Source organism: Burkholderia dolosa (assembly GCF_902499135.1).
GTDB lineage: Bacteria > Pseudomonadota > Gammaproteobacteria > Burkholderiales > Burkholderiaceae > Burkholderia > Burkholderia dolosa.
Genome location: NZ_CABVPR010000018.1, coordinates 59,428 through 83,424, shown reverse-complemented (window position 1 = coordinate 83,424; position 23,997 = coordinate 59,428). Strand labels below are relative to the sequence as shown.

Annotated in this window: 24 protein-coding genes; 13 read left to right on the top strand and 11 right to left on the bottom strand. The window is 67.8% G+C overall.

The annotated features are described in order from the left end of the window. Positions 1-148: 148 nt before the first annotated feature. Positions 149-1,273 (bottom strand): murein transglycosylase A, encoded by a 1,125-nt coding sequence (gene mltA, locus BUB20358_RS10890; protein ID WP_494516078.1) that lies wholly within the window; start codon positions 1,271-1,273, stop codon positions 149-151. Between the two features lie 28 nt (positions 1,274-1,301). Here mltA and BUB20358_RS28810 point away from each other — a divergent pair, with 28 nt between their 5' ends. Further along, entirely contained in the window at positions 1,302-1,445 is a 144-nt protein-coding gene (locus BUB20358_RS28810; RefSeq protein ID WP_494516079.1) for a hypothetical protein, read from the top strand. Between the two features lie 14 nt (positions 1,446-1,459). On the opposite strand, the gene apaG is transcribed toward BUB20358_RS28810, so the two are convergent. Continuing rightward, complete coding sequence (gene apaG / locus BUB20358_RS10885; protein WP_006765278.1) at positions 1,460-1,834, bottom strand: Co2+/Mg2+ efflux facilitator ApaG/CorD; 375 nt, start codon at positions 1,832-1,834, stop codon at positions 1,460-1,462. A 188-nt stretch (positions 1,835-2,022) separates the two neighbouring features. Between apaG and rpe the strand changes: the two genes are divergently transcribed. Both rpe and BUB20358_RS10875 read left to right on the top strand, forming a co-directional pair. Next, on the top strand, positions 2,023-2,709 hold the full coding sequence (rpe, locus tag BUB20358_RS10880) for a ribulose-phosphate 3-epimerase (RefSeq protein WP_006765279.1): 687 nt from the start codon (positions 2,023-2,025) through the stop codon (positions 2,707-2,709). A gap of 4 nt (positions 2,710-2,713) precedes the next feature. Then, a complete protein-coding gene (locus BUB20358_RS10875; RefSeq protein WP_006765280.1) occupies positions 2,714-3,475 on the top strand; it encodes a phosphoglycolate phosphatase in 762 nt (253 codons plus the stop codon). A gap of 123 nt (positions 3,476-3,598) precedes the next feature. Here the strand turns inward: BUB20358_RS10875 and BUB20358_RS10870 are convergent, their stop codons facing one another. Further along, on the bottom strand, positions 3,599-3,856 hold the full coding sequence (locus BUB20358_RS10870; RefSeq protein ID WP_094190592.1) for a hypothetical protein: 258 nt from the start codon (positions 3,854-3,856) through the stop codon (positions 3,599-3,601). On the opposite strand from BUB20358_RS10870, the gene trpE reads away from it, so the two are divergent. From trpE to BUB20358_RS10840, 6 genes are read left to right on the top strand one after another with little or no spacing between them, the layout of a single operon-like run. After that, on the top strand, positions 3,836-5,329 hold the full coding sequence (gene trpE, locus BUB20358_RS10865; protein ID WP_006765281.1) for an anthranilate synthase component I: 1,494 nt from the start codon (positions 3,836-3,838) through the stop codon (positions 5,327-5,329). The genes BUB20358_RS10870 and trpE overlap by 21 nt on opposite strands. 13 nt (positions 5,330-5,342) lie before the next feature. Further along, entirely contained in the window at positions 5,343-5,930 is a 588-nt protein-coding gene (locus tag BUB20358_RS10860) for an aminodeoxychorismate/anthranilate synthase component II (RefSeq protein WP_006765282.1), read from the top strand. Positions 5,931-5,942: 12 nt separating this feature from the next. Further along, positions 5,943-6,974 (top strand): anthranilate phosphoribosyltransferase, encoded by a 1,032-nt coding sequence (gene trpD / locus BUB20358_RS10855; protein WP_006765283.1) that lies wholly within the window; start codon positions 5,943-5,945, stop codon positions 6,972-6,974. A 29-nt stretch (positions 6,975-7,003) separates the two neighbouring features. Next, the gene (gene trpC, locus BUB20358_RS10850; protein ID WP_006765284.1) at positions 7,004-7,789 is read left to right on the top strand and encodes an indole-3-glycerol phosphate synthase TrpC; all 786 of its coding nucleotides are present in this window, start codon (positions 7,004-7,006) and stop codon (positions 7,787-7,789) included. Then, the gene (locus tag BUB20358_RS10845; RefSeq protein ID WP_006765285.1) at positions 7,789-8,415 is read left to right on the top strand and encodes a CYTH domain-containing protein; all 627 of its coding nucleotides are present in this window, start codon (positions 7,789-7,791) and stop codon (positions 8,413-8,415) included. The genes trpC and BUB20358_RS10845 overlap by 1 nt, the downstream gene beginning before the upstream one ends. A gap of 12 nt (positions 8,416-8,427) precedes the next feature. Further along, positions 8,428-9,339: a uracil-DNA glycosylase gene (locus tag BUB20358_RS10840; RefSeq protein ID WP_006765286.1), complete on the top strand. Its 912-nt coding sequence runs from the start codon at positions 8,428-8,430 to the stop codon at positions 9,337-9,339. A 126-nt stretch (positions 9,340-9,465) separates the two neighbouring features. Here the strand turns inward: BUB20358_RS10840 and BUB20358_RS10835 are convergent, their stop codons facing one another. From BUB20358_RS10835 to BUB20358_RS10820, 4 genes are all read right to left on the bottom strand, one after another. Beyond that, positions 9,466-10,062: an FMN-dependent NADH-azoreductase gene (locus tag BUB20358_RS10835; RefSeq protein WP_006765287.1), complete on the bottom strand. Its 597-nt coding sequence runs from the start codon at positions 10,060-10,062 to the stop codon at positions 9,466-9,468. A 143-nt stretch (positions 10,063-10,205) separates the two neighbouring features. Further along, positions 10,206-12,005, bottom strand: coding sequence for a M61 family metallopeptidase (locus BUB20358_RS10830; RefSeq protein WP_006765288.1), 1,800 nt, complete (start codon positions 12,003-12,005; stop codon positions 10,206-10,208). Between the two features lie 103 nt (positions 12,006-12,108). Further along, a complete protein-coding gene (locus tag BUB20358_RS10825) occupies positions 12,109-12,837 on the bottom strand; it encodes a DsbC family protein (protein ID WP_006765289.1) in 729 nt (242 codons plus the stop codon). A gap of 91 nt (positions 12,838-12,928) precedes the next feature. Beyond that, positions 12,929-14,107 (bottom strand): UbiH/UbiF family hydroxylase, encoded by a 1,179-nt coding sequence (locus BUB20358_RS10820; protein ID WP_006765290.1) that lies wholly within the window; start codon positions 14,105-14,107, stop codon positions 12,929-12,931. Between the two features lie 243 nt (positions 14,108-14,350). Here BUB20358_RS10820 and ychF point away from each other — a divergent pair, with 243 nt between their 5' ends. Next, entirely contained in the window at positions 14,351-15,445 is a 1,095-nt protein-coding gene (gene ychF / locus BUB20358_RS10815) for a redox-regulated ATPase YchF (RefSeq protein ID WP_006765291.1), read from the top strand. A gap of 236 nt (positions 15,446-15,681) precedes the next feature. Here the strand turns inward: ychF and gabP are convergent, their stop codons facing one another. After that, positions 15,682-17,073: a GABA permease gene (gene gabP, locus BUB20358_RS10810; RefSeq protein ID WP_006765292.1), complete on the bottom strand. Its 1,392-nt coding sequence runs from the start codon at positions 17,071-17,073 to the stop codon at positions 15,682-15,684. Between the two features lie 819 nt (positions 17,074-17,892). Further along, on the bottom strand, positions 17,893-19,233 hold the full coding sequence (locus BUB20358_RS10805; protein ID WP_035973433.1) for an MFS transporter: 1,341 nt from the start codon (positions 19,231-19,233) through the stop codon (positions 17,893-17,895). A gap of 194 nt (positions 19,234-19,427) precedes the next feature. On the opposite strand from BUB20358_RS10805, the gene gcvA reads away from it, so the two are divergent. From gcvA to ettA, 3 genes are all read left to right on the top strand, one after another. After that, complete coding sequence (gcvA, locus tag BUB20358_RS10800) at positions 19,428-20,345, top strand: transcriptional regulator GcvA (protein ID WP_006765293.1); 918 nt, start codon at positions 19,428-19,430, stop codon at positions 20,343-20,345. A 123-nt stretch (positions 20,346-20,468) separates the two neighbouring features. Continuing rightward, positions 20,469-20,777 carry a DUF3761 domain-containing protein gene (locus BUB20358_RS10795; RefSeq protein ID WP_006765294.1) on the top strand — a complete coding sequence of 103 codons (309 nt, stop codon included), beginning with the start codon at positions 20,469-20,471 and terminating at the stop codon, positions 20,775-20,777. Between the two features lie 183 nt (positions 20,778-20,960). Continuing rightward, on the top strand, positions 20,961-22,628 hold the full coding sequence (gene ettA / locus BUB20358_RS10790) for an energy-dependent translational throttle protein EttA (RefSeq protein ID WP_035973122.1): 1,668 nt from the start codon (positions 20,961-20,963) through the stop codon (positions 22,626-22,628). A 163-nt stretch (positions 22,629-22,791) separates the two neighbouring features. Here the strand turns inward: ettA and BUB20358_RS10785 are convergent, their stop codons facing one another. Both BUB20358_RS10785 and BUB20358_RS10780 read right to left on the bottom strand, forming a co-directional pair. After that, positions 22,792-23,415 carry an HAD family hydrolase gene (locus tag BUB20358_RS10785; RefSeq protein WP_006765296.1) on the bottom strand — a complete coding sequence of 208 codons (624 nt, stop codon included), beginning with the start codon at positions 23,413-23,415 and terminating at the stop codon, positions 22,792-22,794. Beyond that, on the bottom strand, positions 23,412-23,963 hold the full coding sequence (locus BUB20358_RS10780) for an isochorismatase family protein (RefSeq protein ID WP_006765297.1): 552 nt from the start codon (positions 23,961-23,963) through the stop codon (positions 23,412-23,414). Before BUB20358_RS10780 ends, BUB20358_RS10785 begins: the two co-directional genes overlap by 4 nt. Positions 23,964-23,997: the final 34 nt, after the last annotated feature.

Sequence of the window (23,997 nt, the reverse complement as noted above, 5' to 3'; positions counted from 1 at the left end):
GCCTCGGCACGGCGTCCGCTCGATATCCGCTCGACGCCCGCGCCGCCGCGCCGACCCGCCGCAAAAAGAAAACGGCCCGATCGCGAAACCGATCGGGCCGTCTCGTTTCGACGCGCCGATCACCTGCTCGCGTCGGCACCACCGCGCATCACGAATTCGGAAACAACAGCCACATCCGACCGACCTGCTTCATCCGGCCGGCCTGATCGCCCGCATCGTCGCCGAGCCCCCAGAAATAGTCGGCACGTACACCGCCCTTGATCGCGCTGCCCGTATCCTGCGCGAACACGAGCCGGTTCATCGGCGTATTCGTGAGCGGGCGCGTCGTCTGCAGGAACACGGGCGTGCCAAGCGGAATCGACGACGGATCGACCGCGATGGACCGCTCGGGCGTCAGCGGCACGCCCAGTGCGCCGATCGGACCGTCGGCGCCGCCGTGCGGCGCCTCTTCCTTGGTCGGCATCTCGCGGAAAAACACGAAACGCGGATTCGTGTCGAGCAGCGCATCGACGCGGGTCGGATTGGCCTTCGCCCACGCCTTGATGCCTTGCATCGTCGCCTGCGCGGGCGTCAGTTCGCCGCGATCGATCAGCCACTTGCCGATCGACCGGTACGGCTGGTTGTTCGTGCCGCCGAAGCCGACGCGCATCACGGACCCGTCGTCGAGCAGCACGCGCCCGGAGCCCTGGACCTGCAGGAAAAACGCCTCGATCGGATCGTCGACCCACACGAGCTCGTTGCCGTTCAGGATGCCGGCGCGCTCGAGCTGCGCACGCGGCGGGAGCGCGGCACCCGCACGATAGCCGGCCGGCCAGCGGTACAGCGCGTATTGATACGGGCCGCGGCGCACACGCGAGCCGTGCAGCAGCGGCTCGTAGTAACCGGTCACGAGCCCGTCGAGCGTGCCGTCGGTGTTCGCCAGCTGAAACGGCGTGAAATACGTTTCGAAGAAAGTGCGCGCGCTCGCGACGTCGAGCTCGTCGAGCCGCTCGGCCGCCGCGCACGCACGCTGCCACGCCGGCTGGCGCGCGAGCCGCAAACAGTTCTGCCGCAGCGCCGCCGTCGCGCCGATCAGCGAATCGTCCTGCCAGCCCGGCACCTGCTGCCATGCGACCGGCGTGAGTCGCTTCGCGGCGACCTGCCCCGGCACGATCGCCGCGCCGGTCGGCGGCTTCAGCGCAGACGTCCGCGTGGGTGCGCCGCCGCATGCGGCGAGCAGCGCCGCGGCCGCGGCCGCGGCGGCCCAGCCGGCCAGCCGGGGTCCAAACCACATACAATGTTCGTTCTTGATGGAAACCGCCATGTCAGATTTTCTCGACCAATATCCGATGCTCATCTTCGCGCTCGAAGCTTTCGTAGCGCTTGCCCTGCTGGTCTTCATCGTCGTGTGGACGTCGTCGGGCAGAAAGAAGCACGCCCGCGACAACAACCGCCCGCCGCGCTGATCGCCGGCGCACGCTCAATGCAGCGTGCGCGGCATGTGCAGCGCGAACTCGTCGACCGGTGCCTCGAAACGTTCGCCGTCCTCCGCCACGCAGAAATAGGCGCCGCGCATCGTGCCGACCGGCGTCGCGATCACGGCCCAGCTCGTGTACTCGAACTGTTCGCCGGGCTGCAGCAGCGGCTGATGCCCGACGACGCCGAGCCCCTTCACCTCCTGCACGTGACTCTCGCTGTCGGTGATGATCCAGTGCCGCGCGATCAACTGCGCGGCCACTTGACCGGTGTTACGGATCGTCAGCGTGTACGCGAATGCGTATTGACGGCAATCGGGGTCGGATTGTTCCGGCAAATAGCTGGTTTTCACCGAAACGGTGAACTGATACTGACTCATGGTGTTTCCCGCAGAAGGTGACCGCCCGCGCCACGTCGAACGGCCGGGCCGCAGGCTCGGGCGCGCCGCATTGGTTCGGCATTCTGCTTGATGCGCAATCGTGCTGCAACCGCCCGGCGCGCCGCCGCGTGCGGGTTCGCGGACGGTAGAATGACGGTTTTGCGCCGCAACGTCCCCGCTCTCCTGCCATGACTCAATTCCGTATCGCTCCCAGCATCCTGTCGGCCGATTTCGCGCGGCTCGGCGAAGAAGTCCGCAACGTGGTCGCCGCCGGCGCCGACTGGATCCACTTCGACGTGATGGACAACCATTACGTACCGAACCTGACGATCGGCCCGCTCGTGTGCGAGGCGATCCGCCCGCACGTGCAGGTGCCGATCGACGTGCATCTGATGGTGCGCCCGGTCGACCGCATCGTGCCGGATTTCGCGAAGGCGGGCGCGAACCTGATCAGCTTCCATCCGGAAGGCTCCGATCACATCGATCGAACGCTGTCGCTGATCCGCGATCACGGCTGCAAGGCCGGCCTCGTGTTCAATCCGGCCACCCCGCTGAACTATCTCGATCATGTGATGGACCGCCTCGACTTCGTGCTGCTGATGTCGGTGAACCCGGGTTTCGGCGGCCAGTCGTTCATTCCGGAAACGCTGAACAAGCTGCGCGAAGCGCGCGCGCGCATCGATGCGTACATCGAACGCACGGGCCGCGAGATCCTGCTCGAAGTCGATGGCGGCGTGAAGGCGGACAACATCGCGGAAATCGCGGCCGCGGGAGCCGACACCTTCGTCGCCGGTTCGGCGATCTTCGGCAAGCCCGACTACCGGAAGGTGATCGACGACATGCGTGCGGCGCTCGCGACCGTCGAGCGGAGCTGACGCGGTGGTCCGATCGCCGTTTGCCGGGCACGCACCGGCCGCCGCCGCAGCCGGCCACCCGATCCGCTTCGCGGCGCCGCGCATCGACGCGGCGCTGATCGATCTCGACGGCACGATGGTCGACACGGCCGACGATTTCACGGCCGGCCTGAACGGGATGCTCGCGCAGCTCGGCGCGCGGCCCACGTCGCGCGACGAAGTGATCGGCTACGTCGGCAAGGGCTCGGAGCACTTGATCGACAGCGTGCTGAAGTCGCGCTTCACGGCCGACGAAGCGCACGCGCGCTTCGACGACGCGCTCGCGATCTACCAGGCCAAATACGCGAAGATCAACGGCCGCCATACGCGCCTCTATCCGGACGTCGCCGCCGGGCTCGACGTGCTGCGCGCCTCGGGCATCCGGCTCGCGTGCGTGACGAACAAGCCGCATCGCTTCGCGATCGAGCTGCTCGAGCAATACGGGCTGCGCGACCGTTTCGGGATCGTGCTCGGCGGCGACAGCGTCGCGCGCAAGAAGCCCGATCCGCTGCCGATGCTCGCGGCATGCGACGCGCTCGGCGTCGCGCCCGACACGGCGGTTGCGATCGGCGACTCGGAAAACGACGCGCTCGCGGGCCGCGCGGCCGGAATGGCGACGCTGACGGTGCCGTACGGCTACAACCACGGCAAAGCTATACAAACGATAAATTCGGATGGTATAGTCGATTCGTTGCTGGTCGCGGCTCACGCAATCTCTGCGCACAATGCCGGCCGGCCAACCGTCTGATTATTTCTTCCATCCGCATGTTTCTGAATAAAAAACGGAGTCTGAGCAGCATCGACCGGGGAGCCTGGCCCTGGCGTCGCTGGTCGCGCTGACCTCTTCGATGAGGTACGCTGAAGCCCGTCTTCAGCGCCGTTTTTTATCTCGCTGCGCATCCGCGCGCCGATCGTCGCACCGCCCCGAGTTCCATCGCGTCCGAACGCCTGCGTTCAGGATCGGCCGCAGGCTCGCGACTATCACGCCGCGGATCGCGCCGACCGGCAACAGGCACTCCACGATCGACCGCCCTTTCGCCGACGGCAGCCGCGCAGCGTCAAGCAATCCCCGGCGCACGCCGCCGCTCGTCCCGAACAGGACCGGAACATGACCGAACTCGAATTCCAATCGCTCGCGAACGAAGGCTACAACCGCATCCCGCTGATCGCGGAAGCCCTTGCCGATCTCGAAACGCCGCTGTCCCTCTACCTGAAGCTCGCACAGCCCGAACGTGCGGGCGCAAATTCGTTCCTGCTCGAATCGGTGGTCGGCGGCGAACGCTTCGGCCGCTATTCGTTCATCGGCCTGCCCGCCCGTACGCTCGTGCGCACGCGCAACGGCGTGTCGGAAGTGGTGCGCGACGCTCAGGTGGTCGAGACGCACGACGGCGATCCGTTCGAATTCATCGCGTCGTTCCAGGCGCGCTTCAAGGTCGCGCAGCGCCCGGGCCTGCCGCGCTTTTGCGGCGGCCTCGCCGGCTATTTCGGCTACGACGCGGTGCGCTACATCGAGAAGAAGCTCGCGCACACCGCGCCGCGTGACGACCTCGGCCTGCCCGACATCCAGCTGCTGCTGACCGAGGAAGTCGCGGTGATCGACAATCTCGCCGGCAAGCTCTACCTGATCATCTATGCGGATCCGGCGCAGCCCGAGGCGTACACGAAGGCGAAGCAGCGGCTGCGCGAATTGAAGCAGCGGCTGCGCGCGACCGTGCAGCCGCCGGTCACGTCCGCGAGCGTGCGTACCGACACGTTCCGAGAGTTCAAGAAAGAAGACTATCTGGCCGCCGTCCGTCAGGCGAAGGAATACATCGCGGCCGGCGAGCTAATGCAGATCCAGGTCGGCCAGCGGCTGACGAAGCCGTACCGCGACAACCCGCTGTCGCTGTATCGCGCGCTGCGTTCGCTGAATCCGTCGCCGTACATGTACTACTACAACTTCGGCGAATTCCACGTGGTCGGTGCGTCGCCGGAGATTCTCGTGCGCCAGGAAAAGCGCGGCGACGATCAGATCGTCACGATCCGGCCGCTCGCCGGCACGCGTCCGCGCGGCAACACGCCCGAGCGCGACGCCGAACTCGCGACCGAACTGCTGAACGACCCGAAGGAAATCGCCGAGCACGTGATGCTGATCGACCTCGCGCGCAACGACGTCGGCCGCATCGCCGAAATCGGCTCGGTGCAGGTGACGGACAAGATGGTCATCGAGAAGTATTCGCACGTTCAGCACATCGTCAGCTCGGTCGAAGGCAAGCTGAAGCCCGGCATGACGAACTACGACGTGCTGCGCGCGACGTTCCCGGCCGGCACGCTGTCCGGCGCGCCGAAGGTGCGCGCGATGGAGCTGATCGACGAGCTCGAGCCGGTCAAGCGCGGGCTGTACGGCGGCGCGGTCGGCTACCTGTCGTTCTCGGGCGAGATGGATCTCGCGATCGCGATCCGCACCGGCCTGATTCACAACGGCAACTTGTACGTGCAAGCGGCGGCCGGCGTCGTCGCGGACTCGGTGCCCGAATCCGAATGGCAGGAAACCGAGAACAAGGCGCGCGCGGTGCTGCGCGCGGCCGAACAGGTGCAAGACGGCCTCGATAGCGACTTCTGACCGGAGACTGACCATGCTGCTCATGATCGACAACTACGACTCGTTCACCTACAACCTGGTCCAGTACTTCGGCGAACTGGGCGAGGACGTGCACACGTACCGCAACGATGAAATCACGCTCGCCGACATCGCGCGCCTGAATCCCGACACGATCTGCCTGTCGCCGGGCCCGAGCAATCCGCAGCACGCGGGCATCACGCTCGACGTGCTGCGCGAATTCGCCGGCAAGAAGCCGATTCTCGGCGTCTGCCTCGGTCATCAGGCGATCGGCGAGGCGTTCGGCGGCCGCGTCGTGCGCGCGAAAACCATCATGCACGGCAAGGTGAGCCGGATCGAAACGGACGGCCGCGGCGTGTTCGCCGCCCTGCCGAAGCACTTCGACGTCACGCGCTATCACTCGCTCGCGATCGAGCGCGAATCGCTGCCCGATTGCCTCGAGGTATCCGCATGGACCGACGACGGCGAAATCATGGGCGTGCGCCACAAGACGCTGCCGATCGAAGGCGTGCAGTTCCATCCGGAATCGATCCTGTCCGAGCACGGCCACGCGCTGCTCGAGAATTTCCTGAAGCAGACGCGCGCCGCCGCACCTGCCGCCTGACCGGAGCCGACGATGACGATCACCCCGCAGGAAGCGCTGCAGCGCACGATCGAGCACCGCGAGATCTTCCACGACGAGATGCTGCATCTGATGCGGCTCATCATGCGCGGCGACATGTCGCCGGTGATGGCGGCCGCGATCATCACCGGTCTGCGCGTGAAGAAGGAGACGATCGGCGAGATCGCCGCGGCCGCGACGGTCATGCGCGAATTCGCGAACCACGTCGACGTGCAGGACAATTCGAACTTCGTCGACATCGTCGGCACCGGCGGCGACGGCTCGCACACGTTCAACATCTCGACCGCGTCGATGTTCGTGACGGCCGCGGCCGGCGCGAAGGTCGCGAAGCACGGCAACCGCGGCGTGTCGAGCAAGTCCGGCAGCGCCGACGTGCTCGAGGCGCTCGGCGTGAACATCGACCTGCAGCCCGAACAGGTCGCGGCGTCGATCGCCGAAACCGGCATGGGCTTCATGTTCGCGCCGAACCATCATCCGGCCATGAAGAACATCGCGGCCGTGCGCCGCGAGCTCGGCGTGCGAACGATCTTCAACATCCTCGGGCCGCTCACGAATCCGGCCGGCGCGCCGAACCAGCTGATGGGCGTGTTCCATCCGGACCTCGTCGGCATCCAGGTGCGCGTGATGCAGCGTCTCGGCGCGCAGCACGTGCTCGTCGTGTACGGCAAGGACGGAATGGACGAGGTGTCGCTCGGCGCCGCGACGCTGGTCGGCGAGCTGCGCGACGGCCAGGTGCACGAATACGAAATCCATCCGGAGGACTTTGGGCTGCAGATGGTGTCGAACCGTACGCTGAAGGTCGAAAATGCCGACGAATCGCGCGCGATGCTGCTCGGCGCGCTCGACAATCGGCCGGGCGTCGCACGCGAAATCGTCACGCTGAACGCGGGTACCGCGCTCTATGCGGCGAACCTCGCCGAATCGATCGCGGACGGCATCCAGCTTGCGCGCGAAGCGATCGCGAGCGGCAAGGCGCGCGCGAAAGTCGACGAACTCGTGCGCTTCACGCAGCAGTTCAAGCGCTGACTCCCTTTACGAATCAAGCAGGAACCCACATGAGCGACATTCTCGACCGAATCATCGCCGTCAAGCGCGAAGAAGTCGCGGCGGCCATGCGCAGCGCGCCGCTCGAGGCGCTGAAGCTGGAAGCGTCCGCGCGCGACGCACGCGACTTCGTCGGCGCGCTGCGCGCAAAGCATGCGGCCGGCCACGCGGCCGTGATCGCCGAAGTGAAGAAGGCGAGCCCGTCGAAGGGCGTGCTGCGCGAGCACTTCGTGCCGGCCGACATCGCGCGCTCGTATGCGGCGCACGGCGCTGCGTGCCTGTCGGTGCTGACCGACGAGCAGTTCTTCCAGGGCAGCGTCCGCTCTCTGCAGGAAGCGCGCGCGGCCTGCACGCTGCCCGTGCTGCGCAAGGACTTCATCGTCGACGCATATCAGATCCTCGAAGCGCGCGCGATGGGCGCGGACGCGATCCTGCTGATCGCCGCCGCGCTCGACACGCCGCTGATGCAGGAGCTCGAAGCGTATGCGCACTCGCTCGGCCTCGCGGTGCTCGTCGAAGTGCACGACCGCAACGAAATGGAGCAGGCGCTGACGCTCAGGACGCCGCTTCTCGGCATCAACAACCGGAACCTCCGCACGTTCGAAACGTCGATCCAGACGACGCTCGACATGCTCGACATGATTCCGCCGGACCGGATCGTCGTGACCGAGTCGGGCATCCTGTCGCGCGCCGACGTCGATACGATGCGCGCGGCGAACGTCAACACGTTCCTCGTCGGCGAAGCGTTCATGCGTGCCGACCAGCCGGGCGAGGAACTCGCACGGATGTTCTTCTGATGGCGATCGAAAAGGAAATCAAGCTCGCGCTGCCGGCCGGTCGCACCGACGCCGCGCGGCGCTTCTTCGAGACGCTGACCGGCGAGCGCGGCCGGACGATCGCGCTCGCGAACGTCTATTACGACACGCCCGATCTCGCGCTCGCGCGCTCGAAGAGCGCGGTGCGCGTGCGCCGCGCGCCGCAGGGCTGGCTTCAGACGTTCAAGACGGTCGGCAGCGCCGAGGACGGCCTGCATCGCCGCCACGAATGGGAACTGCCGGTCGCCGGCGATGCACTCGAAATCGACGCGCTCGTCGCCGCGTGCGACGTGCCGGAAGCCGCGGCCGCGCTGCGCGCCGCCGCGAGCATGTTGCACGCGCTGTTCCGCACCGATTTTTCGCGTACGCTGTGGCGCGTCGCGATCGGCGGCGCGACCGTCGAAGCCGCGATCGACGTCGGCGAAATCGTCGTGCAGACGCAAAGCGACACGCGTCGCGAACCGATCAGCGAAATCGAGCTCGAACTGCTCGACGGCCCGGAAGCGGCGCTCGCGACGCTCGCCGCCGAACTGCAGCAGGCGCTGCCGGGCCTCGCTCCGGAAAACATCAGCAAGGCGCAGCGCGGCTACCGGCTGCGCGCGCCATAACCCGCATCACGCATGGCAACCCGCAAGACTTCCCGCACGCCGCAACAGGCGTCGCTGTTCGACGATCCCGTGCCTCAACCGGCACCGGTCGACGCTTCGGCGTCCGCCGCTGCCGCCTCGCCCGCCGCTGCACGCAAGCCCGGCGCGAAAACTACCGCACCGACCGCCGCACCGGTCTCGCCGCGCGACGCCGGCGCCGCCGACATCCCGCACCTCGCCGCGCAATTCGACGCGTTGCCGGCCGCATGGCGCGACGTGCTGAAACCGTTCATCGACAGCGACGCGTATGCGCCGCTGTGCCGCTTCGTCGACGACGAGCGTGCCGCCGGCAAGACCGTCTATCCGGCCGACGTGTTCCGCGCGCTGCGCCTGACAAGCCCGGACGACGTGAAGGTCGTGATTCTCGGCCAGGATCCGTACCACGGCGACGATCGCGGCACGCCGCAGGCGCACGGCCTCGCGTTCTCGGTGCCGCCGGCCGTCCGCCCGCCGCCGTCGCTGCGCAACATCTTCAAGGAAATCGCCGCGAACTTCGGTCACGACACGCCGCGCCACGGCTGCCTCGATACGTGGGCGCGGCAGGGCGTGCTGCTGCTCAACACCGTGCTGACGGTCGAGCGCGGCGCGGCCGCGAGCCACGCGAAGCGCGGCTGGGAGCAATGCACGGACACGCTGATCCGCGAACTCGCCGGCCGCCATCGCGGGCTCGTGTTCATGCTGTGGGGTGCGCACGCGCAGGCGAAGCGCGCACTGTTCGACGCGAGCGAGCATTGCGTGCTCGAGGCGCCGCATCCGTCGCCGCTGTCCGCGCACCGCGGCTTTCTCGGCTGCCGCCACTTCGCGCTCGCGAACGACTATCTTGTCGAAGCCGGCCGCGAACCGATCGACTGGCGGCTGCCGGAAATCGCCGAAACGCTCGCGTGAGCGCAACGGCGAGCGTTCTCGCCGCCATTTCGTCCGACATGCAAAAACGCCGCGCCCCTTTGTTCGGGGCGCGGCGTTTTTCGTCGAATCGACCGCACGCGCGAATTGCGCGCAAGCGGCACGACTTTACGCAGCGGCGATCGCCTCGCGTGCGCTCGCGAGCGCCGCGCTCTGCGCGTCGGCCCCGAGGTTCAGGCCTTCCGCGTAGATGAAGTTCACGTCCGTCATCCCGACGAAGCCGAGGAACGTGCGCAGGTACGGCGTCTGGCTGTCGCTCGGCGTGCCGGCGTACTTGCCGCCGCGCGCGGTGACCACGTAGACCTTCTTGCCCTTGATCAGACCTTCCGGGCCGTTCTCGGTGTAGCGGAACGTGACGCCCGCACGCGCGATCCAGTCGAAGTACGTCTTCAGCTGCGACGAGATGCCGAAGTTGTACATCGGCGCGCCGATCACGACGATGTCGGCCGCTTGCAGCTCGGCGATCAGCGCATCGCTCTTCGCGACGATCGCATTCTGCTCCGCGCTGCGCTGGTCGGCCGGCGTGAAGAACGCGCCGAGCACCGACTCGTCGAGGTGCGGCAGCGCGTCGGCGAGCAGGTCGCGCACCACGACGTTCGCGCCGGGGTTCGATTGTTGCAGCTTTGCCGTCAGTTCGTTGGCCAGCAGCGTCGAGTGCGCACCTTGCGAACGCGCGGCGGAGTTGATTTGCAGAATGGTCGTCATGTCAGGCTCCAGTAGGGTTGCGCTTCGGTAGCGCGAGTGACGCCATTGTGCGTGCGCCCCGGAACCCGAAAAAGCCGGATCGCGGCGACGGATTGTTGCAACAGTAGAACAATCCGCAGATAGTGCCCGATCCGGCGCCGCGCTCAGCCGTTCAGCCAGGCGTCGCGCGCCTTCTGCGCGGCGGCCGGCTTCGCGGCGGCCGTCAGCCGGTAGCGCGACACTTCCGGTCCGTCGAGTTTCAGCTTCGCGGTGCGCAGTTCGTCGCGGCGGAACGCGTGCACGTCGACCTTGTCGCCCGGCCGGTAGCGCGCGAGCAGCGCATCGAGATTCGTGCCGGTCACGCGCAGCCCGTCGATCGCGATCAGCGTGTCGCCGGCCGACAGCCCGGCGCGATGCGCGGCGCCACCTCCATAGACGGCCGCCAGCGTGCAGTCGGCGCCGCCGCGCACACGTGCGCCGATCGTCGGCTTCGCGGCCGCGCCGGGCGCAACGTCGGGCGCGAGCGTCACGCCGAACGGCGCGAGCAGCTCGCCGAGCGGCAGATCGCGCGTGCCGTGCACGGCGTCCGTGAACAGGCGGCCGAGCGCGACGCCCGTCGCCTCCTCGATCAGCGCTTCGACTTCGTTCTCGTCGACGCCGGCCTGCTTGCCGCGATAGAAGTCGCGGCCGTAGCGCTGCCACAGCAGACGCATCACGTCGTCGAGCGACTTGCGGTGACGCGTCTGCGCGCGAATCGCGAGGTCGAACGCAAGCGCGACGAGCGATCCCTTCGTGTAGTAGCTGACGATCGCGTTGGTCGCGTTCTCGTCCTGGCGGTAATACTTGATCCACGCGTCGAACGAGCTTTCGGCGACGCTTTGCTTCAGGCGGCCGCTGCCGCGCAGCACGCCGCCGATCGTGCGGCCGAGCGCCGCGAAATATTCGTCCTGCGACATCAGCCCGCTGCGCACCAGCATCAGGTCGTCGTAATACGACGTGAAACCCTCGAACAGCCACAGCAGCGACGTGTAGTTCTCGCGGGACAGGTCGTACGGCACGAACGCGGCCGGCTTGATCCGCTTCACGTTCCACGTGTGGAAGTACTCGTGGCTGCAAAGGCCGAGATACGTGCGGTAGCCTTCCGACGTTTCCGGCCGGCCCTTGACCGGCAGGTCCGTGCGGTTGCAGATCAGCGCGGTCGACGCACGGTGCTCGAGGCCGCCGTAACCGTCGCTGACGGCGAGCGTCATGAACACGTAGCGGTCCATCGGCGCCTTCTTCGACTTCGGTTCGAACAGCGCGATCTGCGCTTCGCACACGCGTTTCAGGTCGGTGCGCAGCCGCTCGATGTCGAGCTGCGTCACGCGTCCGGCGATCACGATGTCGTGTGGCACGCCGTGCGCGTCGAACGTCGCGAGCGCGAATTCGCCGATGGTTACCGGATGGTCGGCAAGCTCGTCGTAGTTCGATGCGCGATACGCACCGAAACCGTAGCGCCGCGTGCCGCGCGCTTCGGGCAGCGCCGTGCCGACGCGCCACGTGCGGAACGCCGGACCGGCCGGTTTCGCGATGTCGACTTCGCACGGCGCGTCCTCGCGGCCGGCGACGCTCAGGAACACGGCCGTGCCGTTGAAGAAGCCGCCGGATTCGTCCAGATACGCGGAGCGCACCGACAGATCCCACGCGTACACGTCGTAGCGCAGCGTGAGCGTGCCGTTCACCGGCGCGGCCTGCCACGTGTGCTTGTCGGTCTTTGCGATGCGCACCTTGCGGCCCGCGTCGTTGAACGCGGCGAGCGTCACGATGTTGCGCGCGAATTCGCGCACGAGATAGCTGCCCGGAATCCATACCGGCAGCGAGAAGCGCTGGCCGGCCGGATCGGGGTCGGCAACGGTCACCGTCACTTCGAACAGGTGCGCGGCAACGTCTTTCGGGACAATCGAATAGCGGATCGGCTGGGTCATCGTGGCAATCGGTCGAAATTGGGCAGCGGAAACGAAGAGAGGCGCCGGCAGATACCGCGGCGCCCCTCGCCGGCCGGGCGCGACGGCCCGGCGTGCCGGTCGGTTACTTGCTCGATGCGAGCGCCTGGTTCAGCTGGTCGGCCGATACCGCGCCCGGCAGGCGGCGGCCGTCCGGCAGGAAGATCGTCGGCGTGCCGGTCACGTTCATCCCGCGGCCGAGCGCGAGGTTCTTGTCGAGCGCGCTGGTGTCGCAGTTGCCGGCGCCCGACGGCACACGGTGGTCGAGCATCCAGCTCTGCCAGGTCTTCGCGCGGTCCGTCGCGCACCAGATCGCCTTCGACTTCGCGGTCGAGTCCGGCGACAGCACCGGGTACAGGAACGTGTAGACGGTCACGTTGTCGATCGACTGCAGCGTCGTCTCGAGCCGCTTGCAGTACGGGCAGTTCGGATCGGAGAACACCGCGATCTTGCGCGCGCCGCTGCCCTTCACGACCTTGATCGCGTTCGCGAACGGCAGGCTCGCGAAGTCGATCTTGTTCAGCTCGGACAGCCGCGCATCGGTCAGATTCTTGTGCGTCTTGGTGTCGACGAGGTCGCCGAGCAGCACGTGATCGCCCGTCGCGTCGCTATAGATGATCTGCGAACCGAGGTTCACTTCGTACAGCCCCGCGACCGGCGACTTCGACACGCTCTTGATCGGCGCGTCGCTGCCAAGACGCTCTTGCAGCGTGGCCTTCAGCTTGTCGGTGGCTTGATCGGCCTGCGCGGTGCAGCCGAGCGCCGCCATCGCGACGGCCAGCGTCAGCGAGGCGATGCGGATCGTTTTTTTCATCCAGTTCTTCCTTCAGCTCAATCGGGAGTGCACGGCACAGTGTACGCCGTAACGAGACCCTGTCCGACCGGCGAAGTGCGCGAAGGTTCGGTCAGCCGAGCGCCGCCGACACGAGCCAGCGCTTCACGAGCGGCTGCGCGCCGACGAATGCCATTCCCGCGTTGCGCACCGCCTTCGCGAGCGAGCCCGGCACCGCGAACAGCCGCTGCAGCCCGTCGGTCGCGACCATCAGCGCGCGGATGTCCTCGCGGCGCGAACGCTCGTAGCGGCGCAGCAGCACCGTATCGCCGAGATTGCGGAAGCTTTCCTTGTTCGCGATCGCATCGGCGAGCGCCGCAACGTCGCGCAAGCCGAGATTCATTCCCTGGCCGGCGAGCGGATGGATCAGGTGCGCCGCGTCGCCGACGAGCGCGACACGCGGTGCGATCAGCTTGTCGACCGTCTGCAGCGCGAGCGGGAAACCGGCCGCCGGCGTCACGCATTCGAGCGCGCCGAGCTGGCCGTGCGACACACGCTCGACTTCGGCCGCGAGCCGCGCGGGATCGAGCGCGAGCAGTTCGTCCGCATGCGCGGTGTGCGCGGACCACACCAGCGACACGTGGCCGTCCGGCAGCGGCAGCAGCGCGACGATCTCGCCGTCGCGAAACCACTGGTACGCCGTCTCGCGGTGCGGCAGCGACGCCTTGAAATTCGCGACGACGCCCGTCTGCCGATAGTCGCGCCGCTCGATCCTCGCGCCCATTTGCGAGCGCACCCACGAATGCGCGCCGTCCGCGCCGACGATGAGGTCCGCATCCAGCACCTGCCCCGACGACAGCGTGAGCGTGGCCGCATCGTCGCGCACGTCGAAGCCCTGCGCGCGCGCGTCGAACCACGTGAGGTTCGGCTGGAATCGCAGCGCGGTATCGAGCGACGTTTCGATCAGCGACGATTCGGCGATCCACGCGAGCTGCGGCACGGACGCCTGGTACGCCGAGAAATGCAGCTCCGCGTGCGCGTCGCCATATACGCGCATGTCGTAGACCGGCGCGAGGCGGCGCGGGTCGAGCGCCTGCCAGACCCGCAGCCGCTCGAGCAGTGCCTGCGAGCTGGACGACAGCGCATAGACGCGCGTATCGAACGGGAGATCGGCCGGACGCGGCGTGGCCGGCTGCGCGAGCAACGCGGTCTTGTAGCCGGACTGGGTCAACGCGAGCGCGGCCGTCTTGCCGACGAGCCCGCCGCCGACCACGGCGACGTTGAAGGTATGGTGGGCAGTCATGGCGGGCATTATAGCCGCGGGGCCAAGCCCTTACGCGGCGCGACTTTGCGGGAAATCAGCAGATTTGCCGCACGCGCGCGGACGCGGTGCGGCGGGCATCGGCCGTTCGGTCGGCACCCGGAAACCGGCGCGTCGGCACGGTACAATAGCGGCTTTGAACACCGGCCCGCCGCGTCCCGCGCGCCGGCCGCCTCTTTGTCCCGCGCCGCCGCGCCTCGCCGGCCGCGCCGCTTCACCCGTTCGAAGGATTCCATGAGCCTCAAATGCGGCATCGTCGGCCTGCCCAACGTCGGCAAGTCCACCCTGTTCAATGCGCTGACCAAGGCGGGCATCGCCGCCGAGAACTACCCGTTCTGCACGATCGAGCCGAACGTCGGCATCGTCGAAGTGCCCGACGCGCGCCTGAAGGCGCTCGCCGAAATCGTGAAGCCCGAGCGCATCGTGCCGGCCGTCGTCGAATTCGTCGACATCGCCGGGCTCGTCGCGGGCGCGAGCAAGGGTGAAGGTCTCGGCAACCAGTTCCTCGCGAACATCCGCGAAACCGATGCGATCACGCACGTCGTGCGCTGCTTCGAGGACGACAACGTCGTCCACGTCGCCGGCAAGGTGAGCCCGATCGACGACATCGAAGTGATCAACACCGAACTCGCGCTCGCCGATCTCGGCACCGTCGAGAAGGCGCTCGCGCGCTACTCGAAGGCCGCGAAGTCGGGCAACGACAAGGAAGCGGCGAAGCTCGTCGCGGTGCTCGACAAGGCGCGTGCGCATCTGGACCAGGGCAAGGCCGTGCGCGGCCTCGCGCTGTCGGACGACGAGCAGGCGCTGCTCAAGCCGTTCTGCCTGATCACCGCGAAGCCGGCGATGTACGTCGCGAACGTGAAGGACGACGGCTTCGAGAACAATCCGCACCTCGACGCGGTGCGCAAGTACGCGGAAAGCGAGAACGCACCGGTGGTCGCGGTGTGCGCGGCGATCGAAGCGGAAATCGCCGATCTCGACGATGCGGACAAGGAAGCGTTCCTCGCCGACATGGGGATGGCCGAGCCGGGCCTCGATCGCGTGATCCGCGCGGGCTTCAAGCTGCTCGGGCTGCAGACTTACTTCACCGCGGGCGTCAAGGAAGTGCGCGCGTGGACCATCCATATCGGCGACACGGCGCCGCAGGCGGCCGGCGTGATCCACACCGACTTCGAGCGCGGCTTCATCCGTGCGCAGACGATCGCGTTCGACGATTTCATCGCGTACAAGGGCGAACAGGGCGCGAAGGAAGCCGGGAAGATGCGCGCGGAAGGGAAGGAATATGTCGTGCACGACGGCGACGTGATGAACTTCCTGTTCAACGTCTGACCGCAGCTTCCACGGTTGTATGAAAAAGCCCGCATCGTGCGGGCTTTTTCTTTTGCATTGCGCTTCGCCGTTCCGGAGCGGGCCGCGACGGACGCGGTCGGAAACCGGCGCGGCCGACCGCCGGGAACCGCGCTGCGCTTCGGCATTCGCCGCGCGCCCGGGCGGCGATCGCACCGCGCATCCGCAACGGCTAGCCTACGCGCCGCGAATGCCGCCGCGCGCCTTCCGCGCCTGCATCACGTGGCCGACACGCGCCGCTCCGTGCCCGCGCGCGCATCGCGCCCACGCTTGTTCAGCCACGACGCGAACACCACGATCAGCGCGAGCACGGCCGTCGCGCCCACTTCCATCCGGTGCTCGTCGCTCACGAACATCACCGTCAGCGTGCCGCAGATGAACAGGATCACGGCCCACGTGAGCCACGGGAATAGCCACATCCGCAGCGGCAGCTCGGCGCCGGTCGAGCCGAGCGTCTTGCGCATCCGCAGCTGCGAGATCGCGATCACCAGGTACACGAGCAGCGCGATCGCGCCGGACGTCGCGAGCAGGAAGCTGAACACCTGCTCGGGCATCAGATAGTTCGCGATCACGGTCAGGAAGCCGAACGCGGTCGATGCGAGCACGGCCGCGCGCGGCGTGCCGGTCGAGTCGGTGCGGTGCAGGAACGCCGGCGCATCGCTGCGCTTCGACAGCGAAAACAGCATCCGCGACGCGGTGTACAGCGCCGAGTTCAGGCAGCTTGCGACCGACACGAGCACGATCACGTCGATGATCGCCTTCGCGTTCGGCACGCCGATCAGCTCCATCGCGCGCTGATACGAGCCATGCTTGGGCAGCAGCGGATCGTTCCACGGCACGATCGCCGACACGACGAGGATCGAGCCGAGATAGAACAGCGTGATGCGCCAGATCACCGAGTTGGTCGCGCGCACGATCTGGCGCTGCGGGTCGTCGGATTCCGCGGCCGCGATCGTCACGATCTCGGTGCCGAGGAACGAGAACATCGTCGTCAGCATCGCCGCGAGCACCGCGCCGGCGCCGTTCGGCATGAAGCCCTGGTGCGCGAACAGGTTCGAGACGCCCGACACGGCCGGCGCCGGCACGATACCGACGATCGCCGCGCCGCCGACGCACAGGAACACGACGATCGCGACGACCTTGATCAGCGCGAACCAGAACTCGAATTCGCCGTAATTCTTCACCGAGAACAGATTCGTGATCGTCAGCAGCAGCGTGATGCCGAGCGCGAAGATCCACGTCGCGACGCCGGGGAACCATGCATTCAGGATCGTCGCGGCGGCGGTCGCCTCGATCGGGATCACGAGCACCCAGAACCACCAGTACAGCCAGCCGATCGTGAAGCCGGCCCAGTGTCCGATCGCGCGATCGGCATAGGTGGAGAACGAGCCGCTGTCCGGGTGCGCGACGGCCATCTCGCCGAGCATGCGCATGACGAGCACGACCAGCACGCCGGCGATCGCGTACGCGAGTATCGACGCCGGCCCCGCTTCCGCGATCGCATGGCCGGAGCCGACGAACAAGCCGGCGCCGATCACGCCGGCAATCGACATCATCGTCACGTGACGCTGCTTCAGGCCGGTGCCGAGGCCTGTCTTGCTTCCACTCATCTGTCTCTCTCCAAAAAACGGTTCCGGGTAAGACCGGGTGTCGCGTGAAGGCGGGCGGAAATTGTCGTTGTTGAATCCGGCCGGCTACCGCGCGTGCGCAACGCGCGAGCCCGACACCGAATCGCGGCCGTCCGGAACCGGCGCGCCGCGCAGTCTGCGAAGCTGCGAAGCGATGCGGCGCGCAGCGCGCCGGCGCATCGCGGGCGCCCGGTCCGTCGGCTGCAGGTCAGCCGCCTTCGAAGCGAAGGAGTGTAAGCACCAAACGGTTCTTCACTAAGAACCAATTGAAGAATTTCGATGGAACCACTGGTTACATCGACGCGAGTCGATGCGACCCGAATGCAGCTTTGAGGCCGCTTCTGACGCCCGTGCGGCGCGGCATCGACATTGCCGCCGGCCATTCGTCGCATCGTTTTCAGGCCGCGTCGCGCTGCCGGTCAGCGCACCATTCGCGCGATACGATCGCTTGCCGTTCGCTACAGAAGCGGCTTTTTCAGCGCGCCGGATGCGCGGCCGATAGCGGGACCAGCACGATCGCGTGCTCGCATCGTGATCGGCCATGTCATGACGCGCGGCGCCGATTCGATCAGCCAAGCGCGCGCTCGTCCGCGCCAATGCAGTTCACGACGAACGTGTCGTCGTCATGCAGCCGCGCGAGCATCGTGCCCTTATCGTCAGCGCACGCGCGCCGCAGCACCTGTAATCGTCGCCGCCCGCCATGCCGGCGCGATCTTCCACTTGGTCGGACGTCACGATGCGTTTCTTCGGTGCGTTCGAAGTCGCGACTCCGCGGTCCTTCGCCGCGAGTTCGCGAAGCGCCTATCGACCGGCCGCATGCGCGCGCACCGGCGCGCGTCCGGTCGTCGCAACGATCGCGAACGCAATCGCGTTCGTGGCGGCGCTCGCGACGATCGGCACCAGATAGCCGCCGCCGGCGTCGTAGACGAAACCGGCGGCGGCCGGCCCGATCAGCGTGCCGAACGCGACGCTCGTGTACAGCACGCCGATGATCGCGCTCACGTTGCGGCCGCCGAAGTAGTCCATCACGACGGCAGGCAGCACGGCGACCCAGCCGCCGTAGAACACGCCGAACACGAGTGCGAACGCGGCGAGCGTCGCGGCCGTCCCGGCCGCCGCCCAGCCGACGAGCGCAGCCGCCATGCCCGCGAACATCGCGAGCAGCGACGCGCGGCGGCCGAAGCGATCCGCGACGCCGCCGAGAAAGAAGCGGCCGGCCGTACTGCCGACGCCGATCGCGCCAAGCAGCAGCACGGCCGTCGTCGGCGCGACGCCGCGATCGACCGCATACGGCACCAGATGCACGAACGGCACGAACACGCCGAACGAGCATACGAGGCATGCGGCGTAAAGGCTCGCAAACGGCCGCGACATGACGGCTTCACGCACCGATGCGCCGGCCGGCGCCGACGCGGCGGCAACGGCCGGCGCGTCGGCTCGATCGTGCGCGACCGTCGCGCCCGACTCAGCATGTCCGTGCGCCGCGCGGCGATCGCCCGCGCGGCGCGGGTCGCCTGCCGGCTCGCGCGCGACATCGCCATCCGGCAGCAGCCCGCGCCCGCGCGGATCGTTCTCGATCAGCAGCGACATGCCGGCGCCGAACACGACCGCGATCGCCGCCAGCGTGAAGTACGCGCCGCGCCAGCCGAGATGCGCGATCAGCGCGGATGCGAGCGGCGGCATCGCGAGCGTCCCGACGCCGATCCCGGCGACCGCGAGCCCCGACGCAAAGCCGCGTCGACGCACGAACCAGCGCTGCACGGCGCCGACGGCCGGCACGTACGCGCACCCGACACCCAGGCCGACCCCCAGCCCGTACGCCGCATACACCTGCAGCAGCGTGCGCGCGGCGCCGGCCGCCGCGAGTCCGGCGGCCGTCAGCAGCATGCCGGCCACGGCGAGCCGCCGCGAGCCGAAGCGGTCGGCGAGCGGTCCGCTGACGATGCCGAAACCGAAATACAGGAAGCCGGCAAGCGAGAACACGAGCGAGATCTGTCCGCGCGACGCGGCGAAGTCCCGCTGCAGCGGCTCGACGAACGCGCTGAACGTATAGGCGCTGCCGAACCCGACGAACGTGACGGCGAACGCGGCGGCGACCACGTACCAGCCGTAGAACACGCGCGACGCGCGCAGACGATTCATCACGATGCTCCTCCCGGGCGTACCGGCCGCCATGGCGGCGTCCGGATTTGCGCCACGGATATAGTTGAACTATGTTGATCGCATCGCCCGCCGCCACGGCGACGTCGGCAACGCGATCCGACGTTCCCACGTTACTCGCGCGTGTACAGCGCCTCAAACGATATTTCGTCGGCCTTTCGATTTAGAAAAACTGAATGAACCGTTCCCGCCTGCCGCCGCTGAACGCGCTGCGCGCATTCGAGGCCGCCGCTCGCCACCTGTCGGTGAAGTCCGCCGCCGAAGAACTGTCGGTCACGCCGGGCGCGGTGAGCCAGATGATCCGCACGCTCGAGACGCATCTCGGCGTGCAGCTGTTCGAACGCGTGAACCGCGGCATCCTGCTGACGGCCGCGGGTCGCGACTACCTGCCGCCCGTGCGCAACGCGTTCCGGCAGATCGCCGATGCGTCGCAGCGCGTGTCCGGCGCGGCCGACAGCGGCGTGCTGACGGTCAGCGTCACGCCGTTTTTCGCATCCGCGTGGCTGGTGCCGCGTCTTGGCCAGTTCCGGCACGCATGTCCGGACATCGACCTGCAGATCGTCGCGAGCCATGCATTGGCGGATTTCGCGCGCGACGGCGTGGACGTCGCGATCCGCCACGGCCTCGGCCGCTACGTCGGCCTGTGCAGCGAGCACCTGCTGACGGTGGAGATCGTCGCGCTCGCGTCGCCGGACCTCGTCGCACGGCTCGGCATGCCGCGCACGCCGGCCGACCTCGTCAGCTGGCCGCATCTGCACGATGCCGAGCGCAAAGGCTGGCACGTCTGGTTCGACGCGCAGCGGATCGACGACTTCGGCCCGCCGCGCGGCCCCGCGTTCGACGATGCGAGCCTGCTGCTGCAGGCGATCGTCGCCGGGCAAGGCGCCGGGCTGCTGCCGGCCGCGATGGTGCGCGGCGAGCTCGCGGACGGCCGGCTCGTGCAGCTCGCCGACGTCGCACGGCTCGACGATTTCGCGTACTACCTCGTCTACCCGCCGCATCATGCGGAACGGAACAAGGTCGCCGCGTTTCGCGAATGGATACTCGACGCCGCGCGGGCAGACGACGCGGCGTCGATGTCCGGCACGACGTAGCGCGCTCCGGCAGCACGCGCGGCGGCCGCTCCGCGACGGTTCGCTGATCCCGCTCGTCTGCCGATCCGCTAACATGCAGCCCACGGCCATCGCGCCGTCCGATAACAACATCCCGAGAAGACCATGCCCGCCCTGCTCCGCCGCGCGATGCGCATCGCAGCCTTGTCGGTCGCGCTGTTCGCCGCATGCGCGCCGCTGTCCGATCCGGCGCACGCGTACCGCGCATCGCCCGGCTACGGCGACGAAGCCGATCTCGACCGCCACGATACGTATCGCAACCGCGACGGCGACAGCGTGCACGCGCCCGCGCGTTCGAAATCGGGCCGCGTGCCCGAAGGCGCAAGTGCGCGCTGCCGCGACGGCGCGTACAGCTTCAGCCGCCACCGGCGCGGCACGTGCTCGGGACACGGCGGCGTCGCCGAGTGGCTGTGAACGCGGCCTGGCCGAACGGCCGCGCCGTGTCGGCGGCGGCCGGCGCCGAAGTACAATAGCCGTTCGCGTCGCCGCACGCGGCACACCGCCGCGCACCGCGCGGCCGCTCCGTACCGAATCACCCGACGCCGCCACGCCCGCGCGCTGCGCGGCCGTCTCAACCACTTCTGACTTCACACCGAAATGGCCCAATACGTTTTCACGATGAACCGGGTCGGCAAGATCGTGCCGCCCAAGCGCCAGATCCTGAAGGACATCTCGCTGTCGTTCTTTCCCGGCGCGAAGATCGGCGTGCTCGGCCTGAACGGCTCGGGCAAGTCGACGCTGATCCGCATCATGGCGGGCGTCGACAAGGACATCGAAGGCGAAGCGACGCCGATGCCGAACCTGAACATCGGCTATCTGCCGCAGGAACCGCAGCTCGACCCGAGCAAGACGGTGCGCGAGGCGGTCGAGGAAGGCCTCGGCGAGCTATTCCAGGCGAACAAGAAGCTCGAGGAAATCTACGCGGCGTACGCGGAGCCGGACGCCGACTTCGACGCGCTCGCGGCCGAGCAGGCGAAATACGAGGCGATCCTCGCGTCGAGCGACGGCGGCAGCCCCGAGCAGCAGCTCGAAGTGGCCGCCGATGCGCTGCGCCTGCCGCCGTGGGACGCGAAGATCGAGCATCTGTCCGGCGGCGAAAAGCGCCGCGTCGCGCTGTGCAAGCTGCTGCTCGAGAAGCCCGACATGCTGCTGCTCGACGAACCGACCAACCACCTCGATGCCGAATCGGTCGACTGGCTCGAGCAGTTCCTCGTGCGCTTTCCGGGTACGGTCGTCGCCGTCACGCACGATCGCTACTTCCTCGACAACGCGGCCGAGTGGATTCTCGAGCTCGACCGCGGCCACGGCATTCCGTGGAAGGGCAACTACAGCAGCTGGCTCGACCAGAAGGAAGAGCGCCTGAAGCAGGAAGAGGCTGCGGAATCGGCGCGCCAGAAGGCGATCAAGAAGGAGCTGGAGTGGGTGCGCCAGAACCCGAAGGGCCGGCAGGCGAAGTCGAAGGCACGTATCGCGCGCTTCGAGGAGCTGAACAGCCAGGAATACCAGAAGCGCAACGAGACGCAGGAAATCTTCATTCCGGTCGGCGACCGCCTCGGCAATGAAGTGATCGAGTTCAAGAACGTCAGCAAGTCGTACGGCGACCGCCTGCTGATCGACAACCTGAGCTTCAAGATTCCGCCGGGCGCGATCGTCGGGATCATCGGCCCGAACGGCGCCGGCAAGTCGACGCTGTTCCGGATGATCACCGGCAAGGAGCAGCCGGATTCGGGCGAGATCGTGACGGGCCCGACCGTGAAGCTCGCGTACGTCGACCAGAGCCGCGATGCGCTCGACGGCTCGAAGACGGTGTTCGAGGAAATCTCCGGCGGCGCCGACGTGCTGACGGTCGGCAAGTACGAAACGCCGTCGCGTGCGTACATCGGCCGCTTCAACTTCAAGGGCGGCGACCAGCAGAAGATCGTCGGCAACCTGTCCGGCGGCGAACGCGGCCGTCTGCACCTCGCGAAGACGCTGATCTCCGGCGGCAACGTGCTGCTGCTCGACGAACCGTCGAACGACCTCGACGTCGAAACGCTGCGCGCGCTCGAAGACGCGCTGCTCGAGTTCGCGGGCTCGGTGATGGTGATCTCGCACGACCGCTGGTTCCTCGACCGGATCGCGACGCACATCCTCGCGTTCGAAGGCGATTCGCAGGTCACGTTCTTCGACGGCAACTACCAGGAATACGAGGCCGACAAGCGTGCGCGCCTCGGCGAGGAAGCCGCGAAGCCGAAGCGGATCCGCTACAAGCCGATCAGCCGCTGACCGACGGGCGGCGGGGTCGCAGCCGGTTCGCGGCAACGCGAATCCGCCGGGCGCCGCCGTGCGGCGAAAAGGAAAACGGAACGGGCGCCGCGCAAGCGGCCCTGCTGAACCGAAACCCCGCGTTGCCCGCAGCGCGGGGTTTCGTTCATTCAGCCGTGCGGGCTCACGCGAGCGCGCCCAGTTCGCGCAGCCGCGCCTCGGTCGCCGCCGCGCTCGTGTGATGGATCCCGTGCCAACCGAGCGCGGTCGCGGCGGCGGCGTTCTTCGCGTTGTCGTCGATGAACACCAGTTCGTGCGGCGCGACGCCGGGAAGATGCGGTTCGATCCGCGCGTGCATGGCCCGGTAGATCGCCGGATCGGGCTTCACGAGCTTCACGTGGCCGGACACGACGATGTCCTTGAAGCGGCGCAGGATCGGGAAGTTTTCCCATGCGTACGGAAACGTCTGCGCGGACCAGTTCGTCAGCCCGAACAGCGGCATCCGCTGCGCGTCGAGCCGCTCGACGAGCGCCGCGCCTTCGTCGAGCACGCCGCCGATCATCTCGTGCCAGCGCGCATAGAACGCGCGGATCAGCGCTTCGTGCTCCGGAAACTTCGCGACGAGTTCGTTCGTCCCTTCGTCGATCGTCTGCCCGCCGTCCTGACGCACCACCCAGTCCATCGCGCACACGTGCGTGAGAAACCAGCGACGCTCGTCCGCGTCCGGAATCAGTTTCCGGTACAGGTACTCGGGGCTCCAGTCGATCAGCACGCCGCCGAAATCGAACACCACTGCCTTGATCGTCATGCAAACTCCGTCGCGAGCACGTCGGCAAGCGGACGCGGCGTCACGGCGTTGCCCGACAGCGAATTGTTTTCCCAGATGAAGTGGTGATGCGCGACGATCTGTGCGGCCGACAGGTGCGCGCGCTCGTTCGTCGTATGCAGGTCCGACACGACGGTCGTCCGATAGCCGAGCGACGCCGCCCGGCGCGCGGCCGAATCGACGCAGAACTCGGTCGCATAGCCGCAGATCAGCACCGACCGCACGCGGTGACGCTCGAGCTGCGCGGCGAGCGGCGTATCGTGGAACGCGTCGCTCATCCGCTTGCGTATGCGCCAGTCGCCTGCGTCGACGGTCAGCGCCGCATGCAGTTCCCAGCCCGGCGTGCCGGGCACGATGTCGTCGCCGGCGTCCCCGTCGTGCTGCACGAAGCATACGGGCGCGTGCGCCGCGCGCGCGGCCGCCGTCAGCCGGTTGATGCCCGACACGACTTCGTCGAGCCGGTACGCAGGCCGCGCCCGCTGCACCAGCCCGCATTGCATGTCGACCACGATCACCGCGGTATCCGTCATCGGTTGTCCTCGTCGCCGCGCGGCCGCCCGCCGG